This window comes from Burkholderia sp. JPY481 (assembly GCF_038900515.1).
Classification (GTDB): domain Bacteria; phylum Pseudomonadota; class Gammaproteobacteria; order Burkholderiales; family Burkholderiaceae; genus Paraburkholderia; species Paraburkholderia youngii.
Genome location: NZ_JAYMRT010000255.1, coordinates 1 through 219 on the forward strand (window position 1 = coordinate 1; position 219 = coordinate 219).

Annotated in this window: 1 pseudogene; it reads right to left on the reverse strand. The window is 66.2% G+C overall.

What is annotated here, in order from left to right:
* A pseudogene (locus VSR82_RS40585) lies at positions 1–219 on the reverse strand (type II secretion system minor pseudopilin GspK); the annotation flags it as partial.

Below are 219 nucleotides of genomic sequence, written 5' to 3' on the forward strand. Positions count from 1 at the left end.
TCACTTTGGCGAGCTGCCCGCTCAGGCCGAGCGACACCAGCAGGCGCTGATACGCGGCCATCTGCTCGGCGCTGATTTGCGTCACGCCGGGCGCCGGACTCGCGACCAGATTGCGCAGATTGAATCTGGACTGAGCGTCCTCGATCGAGCCCGACAGGTACGTGGCCGCGCCTTGCTCAGCGCGCACCTCGCCGATCTGGCCGAGAAAATCCGACAGCC